Source organism: Galbibacter sp. L-19 (assembly GCF_056857615.1).
In genome coordinates this window covers 21,472-28,263 of the sequence record NZ_JBSXNL010000050.1, presented here as the reverse complement: position 1 = coordinate 28,263, position 6,792 = coordinate 21,472, and the positions used below count along the sequence as shown (strand labels likewise).

Sequence of the window (6,792 nt, the reverse complement as noted above, 5' to 3'; positions counted from 1 at the left end):
AGCCCTTTTAATAAGCTCTGAGCTTTTTTCTACACCAAAGAGATCCTTAAGACGTCGTTTCCTCTTTTCTAAAGCAGATAAGGATAGTGTCATTTTTTTAGTGATCATTTTCATGGTATAAAAGCGTGAGAGCAGGTATAGTCAGTTTGGCAAGAATTTCCACCCTCACTATATCTTCTTCATTATCTATTACCGATAAAATAACTACAGGTTTATTATACCAACTTTTAAGTTCTTTTAATAACTCATGACCGCTTTTGTCGGGTAAACCAATGTCTAATAAAACTGCATCTGGCAAATGACTTGCTGCTAAAGCCAAACCTTCTTTGGCACTGCTTGCCTGAATAACCTTGTAATCATTACTTTCTAAATTTATCTGAAGTAATTTTCTTATCTGCGGCTCATCATCTATAACTAATACTTGTGCTCTATTGGTTTCCATAAGCTTCTATTGTTGTAGTTTCGGCAGGTATTTTAATAGTAAATTTTGCACCCCCATTAGTTTTATTCTGTAAATGAATGGTTCCGTTCATAGCTTCTGTAAAACCTTTGACAATTGACAACCCTAAACCGGTACCTCCTATATTATTATTCAGACGATAAAATTTATTGAAAACAGCCTCCATCTTATCAATTGGGAAACCACCTCCATTGTCAGAAATAATAACCTCACAAGAATTTTCTGCATGTTTAGCTTCAATCTTTATCAAAGACCCCTTGGGAGTGTGTTGCACCGCATTATGGATAATATTATGGACTACTTGCTCTAAAAGACCAATATCTAATTTAAAAAGTGGTAATTCCTCATTAGGAGTAAAGACTATAGAATGATTTAAAAGATTTTCTTTGTTTCTTTTGATGGTAGTAAAAATTAGCTCATTTAAATCGCACCAATCCTCTTTAGGTTTTATAAATCCAGCTTCCAACCTACTCATGCTTAATAAATTTTCAACTTGCCTATTTAAGCGTGTCCCTGCGGTTTCAATCTCAGAATACAACACTTTTCTATTAACATCCGTAAGTTTGTTGCCCCCGTCGTTTATAGTGTCTATAGCACCAATAATGGTTGCTATGGGTGTTCTTAATTCATGCGATAAAGAATTTAACAATGTATTATATAGCTTAATGGCATTGGCTTTCTCTTCTTCATCTCGCCGTTTTTTGTCGTATTCTCTAATTTTATATGTTAGTACCGCATTGATAGAAGCAATAACAAAATACATAAAAAACATAAGAGCATCCTCTGGTGATCCTATATGAAACGTTAAGATTGGAGGGATAAAGAAGAAATTCCAGATTAATGCACTTAATAATGCAGATAACATTACCGGAAATATATCAAATAAAATAGCATTAAGAGAAACCACCAAGAGCAAAATAAGTGCAACTGCTCTAAAACCAATAATGTCTACTGATAAAAAACATAAAATAGCAGATACCATAACAAGCGATACACTTATTAGGTACTGTTTTTTCTTACTATAATGTCTTGTTTTAAGGATTTCCAAATCTTTTACTCAATCATCGAGAGTTTTAATTACAAAAGTACTTTATCTAACATAAAGATTTTATATAAACTTATATGGCAACATCAAATTGTAAGAATTACTCAAGATAAAACTCGCTTTAAAAAATCCCTCTCTTCTAATTTCTGATAAATCAAAGTAACCTTCTCTGGCTATCGAGAACCAATTAAAAGTATAGCTTTCCCCTTTGCTAATCGCTTTTCTATGGATTCTTTAATAAATTTTTTTTATCATATTTACTGATTACATTCACCAAATATTATGTTTTTGATTAAATGTGATCAATACTTAAACCTAAAATAACAAGCATCACACTTCTTTTTACACAAAAAAAGACCATCAAATTAATGATGGTCTCTTAAATATAGTTTTTAAAAAAGTAGTTTACCCTTTTACATCAACTACTTTATGTTTTTTTATGTTGTTTATTTTTAAATCTTCTAAAACATTTACAGCCTCTTCGATATAAACGTCTTTAGATAGATTTTTATGCCAACGGTCTCTTTTCTCTCTTAACGTACTATCTTTAGTCATTAAATCCTCTTCATAGGGCAACGATTTAAAAGAAAGATCGGTTTGATAATCTGCAATTTTTCTAAAGCGTTTTAAAACCTCTTCATCTTTTTCTATTTCAGCTTTATACTTATCAATATTCAACGGATATTCTTTTTCTTCTTGCTTTTCTTTAACCCATTGCGCATTCTCATCAATCAATTTCAACTGGTCGTTCTTAGCCATTCTAGCTTTACTTCTATCAATTGTTTCTTCATAATCAATATAACCAGCCCAATCTTCATAATTCAAAGATTCTATTTTATCCCAAGGAAGTGGATTCTCTTGGTCTTTCTCTCCAATATCTCTGTAACTATACCTGTCTGGAACCACCACATCACTCTTAACTCCTTCTAATTGTGTGGAACCACCATTAATTCGGTAGAATTTCTGAGTAGTAACTTTTAAAGCTCCTACATCTCCATATTCATTATCCCCTCTTAAAAACCTGTTTAAGTCAATTACATTTTGAACAGTTCCTTTTCCATATGTTTGTTTACTTCCAAGAATAATTGCTCTTTTATAATCTTGCATTGCCGCTGCTAAAATTTCAGAAGCAGAAGCCGATAGTTCGTTTACCAATATTACAAGTGGTCCATCCCACTGCACCCTATCATCTGTGTCGGAAAGTACTTCTTTTTCTTTTCCTGTCGATTTTACTTGAACAATTGGCCCTTCTTTTATAAAAAGTCCAGCCATATCAACCACAGTTTTTAAAGAACCTCCTCCATTATCTCTAAGGTCTAAAATTAATCCTTCTGCTCCAGCCTTTTTCATTTCCTCAATTTCTTTTGCAACATCGGAAGCAGCATTTCTATTTTTATAATCATCAAAATCTATATAGAATTTTGGAAGATTAATTACACCAAAAGTACGTTCTCCTTTTTTTACTACGGAAGACTTTGCATAAGATTCTTCAAGTTCTACAACATCTCTCTCAATAGCTACTTCTTCTACTGTACCATCTAAACGCTTAATTGTAAGTAAAACTTTAGATCCCTTAGGTCCTTTTATCAATTTAACCGCATCTTCTAAACGCATACCTACAATACTTACAGGAGTTTCGTTTTCCTGACCTACTTTCATGATAATATCTCCAACTTCTAATAAATTACCTCTCCAAGCAGGACCTCCAGATATTATTTCTATAATTTTAATATGATCATTCTTTTTCTGTAATCTAGCTCCAATTCCTTCAAATTTACCAGACATACTTACATCAAAACGCTCTTTATCATCGGGAGCAAAATAAAATGTATGTGGATCAAATTCTTCCACAATAGCATTTAAATAAGCTGCAAACCAATCCTTACGCTGTAAATCTTCCATAAATTCGAAATACTCTCCTAAAGTTTTCATGGTAGCTTCACGCGTTTCTTTCTCTAACGCAACAGGATCTTTTGATGATGCTCCTTCAACATTTTCGTCTATTGCTTTTTTAGGATTCCCTTTTTCATCTACCAACTTTCCTTGAACACCATCCTCAGTCATTTCATTTTCAACAGTAATACTATCAGAAGATTCTTCCATAGCACTTACATAACGCTCAATAGTAGAGAACTTTAATTGCTTTCTCCAACGCTGCCATAACTCTTCTTTGTTCTTAGCAAATGGTATGTTTTCATAATCCACATCAATTACTTCGTCTTCGTTATAATCATATGGCTCCTCTAATACGTCTTTATACATTACAGAAGCTTCGTCCATACGCTGCATAAGTCTGTCGTAGGTAAGATTGAAAAAAGACAAGTCAGAAGTTTTTATTTGATCGTCAATTGCAGATCTATATTCATTAAACTCATCTATATCACTTTGTAAAAAATAACGCTTTAATGGATCTAAAGACTCTATATAATTATCATACACATGTTCAGAAAAATCATCATCCACATCTTTTGGATTAAAATGAGCATTTTCCAATACATAGGATATTAAATCAAGCAGTAGCTTGTCTTTATCTGGATTATCAAATGTTTTATTTGTAAAACTACACGATGCAGCAGACACTAATAATGCCGCCAACAAATACACAAATTTCCTTTTCATTTACATTTTTTTTATAGAGACTTCATCAAAATTCCGTTCATCTCTGCATTCTTTAACGCTAAATATCTTACTATTCTTATAAGGTTTGTAATATAATAAAAAACCCATTATGTAAAATATTTAATGTTCCAATCTCTTAATTTATATCGTTCTCTTCAATAAAGATCAACTAAATTAAGGAAAAAATCGTGCCACAACATACCAAACCCACTAATATTTTGTTAAACCCTCAATATTCCTTATTTCTTTAACAGACAGTGTTAAAATTGAAAAAATACACAACACCATCCCCACTATTTTATCTACTCAAAAAACTTATGTTACTTATAACTTTTCAATAACTCCTACAAAGTTTTAAATTGATTATTTTAGCATTGTAAATGAAATTTTAAAATGAAAAAAAGACCCTTAATACTTGTTACCAACGACGACGGAATTACAGCACCTGGAATTAGAGCTTTAATAGACGTTATGAATGAAATTGGCGATGTTATTGTTGTAGCTCCAGACAGTCCTCAAAGTGGCATGGGACACGCCATTACAGTTAATTCAACGCTGTATTGTAGTCCGATAACAATTAACCATGATGATGTTCAACTAGAATATAGTTGTAGTGGAACTCCTGCAGACTGTGTAAAACTAGCTGTTAATGAGATTCTGAATAAAAAACCCGACATCTGTGTTAGTGGTATTAACCACGGTTCAAATTCTTCTATTAATGTTATTTATTCTGGAACAATGAGTGCTGCTGTGGAAGCCGGAGTAGAAGGAATTCCTGCTATTGGCTTTTCTCTGTGCGATTATTCTTGGGAAGCAAATTTTGATGCAGTCAAAAAACATGTAAAAACAATTACAGAAAGTGCTCTTAAAAATGGGATGCCAAAAGGTGTTGTTTTGAATGTAAACTTCCCAAAACTTCAGGAAAAAGATATTAAAGGTATTAAGGTTTGCCGACAAGCAAATGCACGTTGGGTGGAAGAGTTTGACAAACGTACCAACCCTATGGGAAGAGAATATTATTGGCTTACCGGAAAATTTGTGAATCAAGATAAGGGCGAAGATACCGACGAATGGGCATTGGCAAACGGTTATGTTTCTTTAGTGCCAGTACAGTTTGATTTAACAGCACACCATGCTATTCAAGATTTAAATACTTGGAGCTTAAATGACTAGAAAAGAAATATTTATTGGATTTACAGTTGGAATTATTGCCAATCTTATAGGTACCTTATTATATCTAATTATTTTTTCCGAATTGAGTATTCAAGAGAGTATTATTGTTGCTCGAGAGCAAGGCCACTTAGGAAGTTTATTGGCATTAGGAGCATTACTAAATCTCGCTGCTTTCTTCGGATTTATAAAAATTAAAAGAGATCAACGTGCAAAAGGGGTACTTATAGCTACTTTTTTAACGGCTTTTATTATATTGTTACTGAAAATATTTTAAAACCTCTTCGAGATGTACTCGTAAGGTTTTAAGCTGAATAAATTACGAATGTTCTGTATAATTTAGGAGCATTTTAAACCTCATATCGTGAGAAAAACTTATAATTAGTGAAGTATTATATTATTGCAGGCGAAGCATCTGGAGATTTACATGCTTCCAACCTCGTTAAGGAACTCGCAAAAGTAGATGCCAATAGTTCTTTTAGAGGTTGGGGTGGCGATTTAATGCAACAAGCTGGCGTTGACCTGGTTAAACACTATAAAGAGCAATCTTTTATGGGCTTTTTTGAAGTGATTATGAACCTTCCCAAAATATTTTCAAACATAAAATTCTGCAAGCAAGATATTGAAAACTTTAATCCTGATGTGCTGATTTTTATTGATTATTCAGGCTTTAATTTAAGAATTGCTAAATGGGCAAAACACCTTAATTATAAAACTTTCTATTATGTTTCTCCTCAAATATGGGCTTCGCGCGAAAGTAGAATTGAAGCCATAAAACGAGATATCGACGAGATGTTTGTTATTCTTCCCTTTGAAAAGGAATTTTATGAAGAAAAACATAAGTATCCTGTAAATTTTGTAGGGCATCCTTTACTAGATGCCATTGGATCTAGAAAGCAAATCCTCCCAGACGATTTTAGAAAACAGCATCAATTAGACCATAGAGAAATTATAGCACTACTTCCAGGAAGTAGAAAGCAAGAAATAACAAATATGCTTTCTATAATGCTTAGTATTGTTGACGATTTTAAAGAATATCAATTTGTAATTGCCGGCGCTCCTAGTCAGGAGTACACTTTTTACGAACAATTTATTGGCAAAGCCAACGTTCATTTTGTATCAGGAAAAACCTACGATTTACTAAGCGTTTCCAAAGCTGCTTTGGTTACTAGCGGAACTGCAACTTTAGAAACTGCCCTGTTTAAAGTACCAGAAGTAGTTTGCTATAAAGGAAATTGGATTAGCTATCAAATTGCAAAACGTATTATTACTTTGGAATATATTTCGTTGGTTAATTTAATTATGAATAGAGAAGTAGTTAAAGAACTTATTCAAAATGAGCTAACTACTAAAAACCTGAAGTCCGAATTAAAGAAGATTCTTACTCCTGAAGTACGAGAAAAGATGTTTTTAGATTATTTCGAATTAGAAAAAAAACTAGGAGGTAAAGGCGCTAGCAAAAAAACTGCTGAACTTATTTATAATAAAATTTCCTAAT

Annotated in this window: 6 protein-coding genes; 3 read left to right on the top strand and 3 right to left on the bottom strand. The window is 32.7% G+C overall.

Annotated elements, in window-relative coordinates:
* Positions 1 to 97 precede the first annotated feature (97 nt).
* The 3 genes from AC13CQ_RS08380 to AC13CQ_RS08370 form a co-directional block, all read right to left on the bottom strand.
* Complete coding sequence (locus AC13CQ_RS08380) at positions 98 to 442, bottom strand: response regulator (protein ID WP_337901034.1); 345 nt, start codon at positions 440 to 442, stop codon at positions 98 to 100.
* Positions 429 to 1,508, bottom strand: a complete 1,080-nt coding sequence (locus AC13CQ_RS08375) for a sensor histidine kinase (protein WP_337901033.1) — start codon at positions 1,506 to 1,508, stop codon at positions 429 to 431. Before AC13CQ_RS08375 ends, AC13CQ_RS08380 begins: the two co-directional genes overlap by 14 nt.
* Before the next feature lie 402 nt (positions 1,509 to 1,910).
* Positions 1,911 to 4,124, bottom strand: a complete 2,214-nt coding sequence (locus AC13CQ_RS08370) for a carboxy terminal-processing peptidase (protein ID WP_474507088.1) — start codon at positions 4,122 to 4,124, stop codon at positions 1,911 to 1,913.
* 393 nt (positions 4,125 to 4,517) lie between these two features.
* On the opposite strand from AC13CQ_RS08370, the gene surE reads away from it, so the two are divergent.
* The 3 genes from surE (at position 4,518) to lpxB (ending at position 6,791) form a co-directional block, all read left to right on the top strand.
* The gene (gene surE / locus AC13CQ_RS08365) at positions 4,518 to 5,297 is read left to right on the top strand and encodes a 5'/3'-nucleotidase SurE (RefSeq protein WP_008611007.1); all 780 of its coding nucleotides are present in this window, start codon (positions 4,518 to 4,520) and stop codon (positions 5,295 to 5,297) included.
* A complete protein-coding gene (locus AC13CQ_RS08360; protein WP_008611008.1) occupies positions 5,290 to 5,571 on the top strand; it encodes a hypothetical protein in 282 nt (93 codons plus the stop codon). The genes surE and AC13CQ_RS08360 overlap by 8 nt, the downstream gene beginning before the upstream one ends.
* Positions 5,572 to 5,678: 107 nt before the next feature.
* Positions 5,679 to 6,791, top strand: a complete 1,113-nt coding sequence (lpxB, locus tag AC13CQ_RS08355) for a lipid-A-disaccharide synthase (RefSeq protein ID WP_008611009.1) — start codon at positions 5,679 to 5,681, stop codon at positions 6,789 to 6,791.
* Position 6,792: the final 1 nt, after the last annotated feature.

Excerpts from the sequence above, each read along its gene's own strand:
- AC13CQ_RS08380 (WP_337901034.1), bottom strand. The coding sequence starts at position 442 with ATGGAAACCAATAGAGCACAAGTATTAGTTATAGATGATGAGCCGCAG.
- AC13CQ_RS08370 (WP_474507088.1), bottom strand. The coding sequence starts at position 4,124 with ATGAAAAGGAAATTTGTGTATTTGTTGGCGGCATTATTAGTGTCTGCT.
- surE (WP_008611007.1), top strand. The coding sequence starts at position 4,518 with ATGAAAAAAAGACCCTTAATACTTGTTACCAACGACGACGGAATTACA.
- AC13CQ_RS08360 (WP_008611008.1), top strand. The coding sequence starts at position 5,290 with ATGACTAGAAAAGAAATATTTATTGGATTTACAGTTGGAATTATTGCC.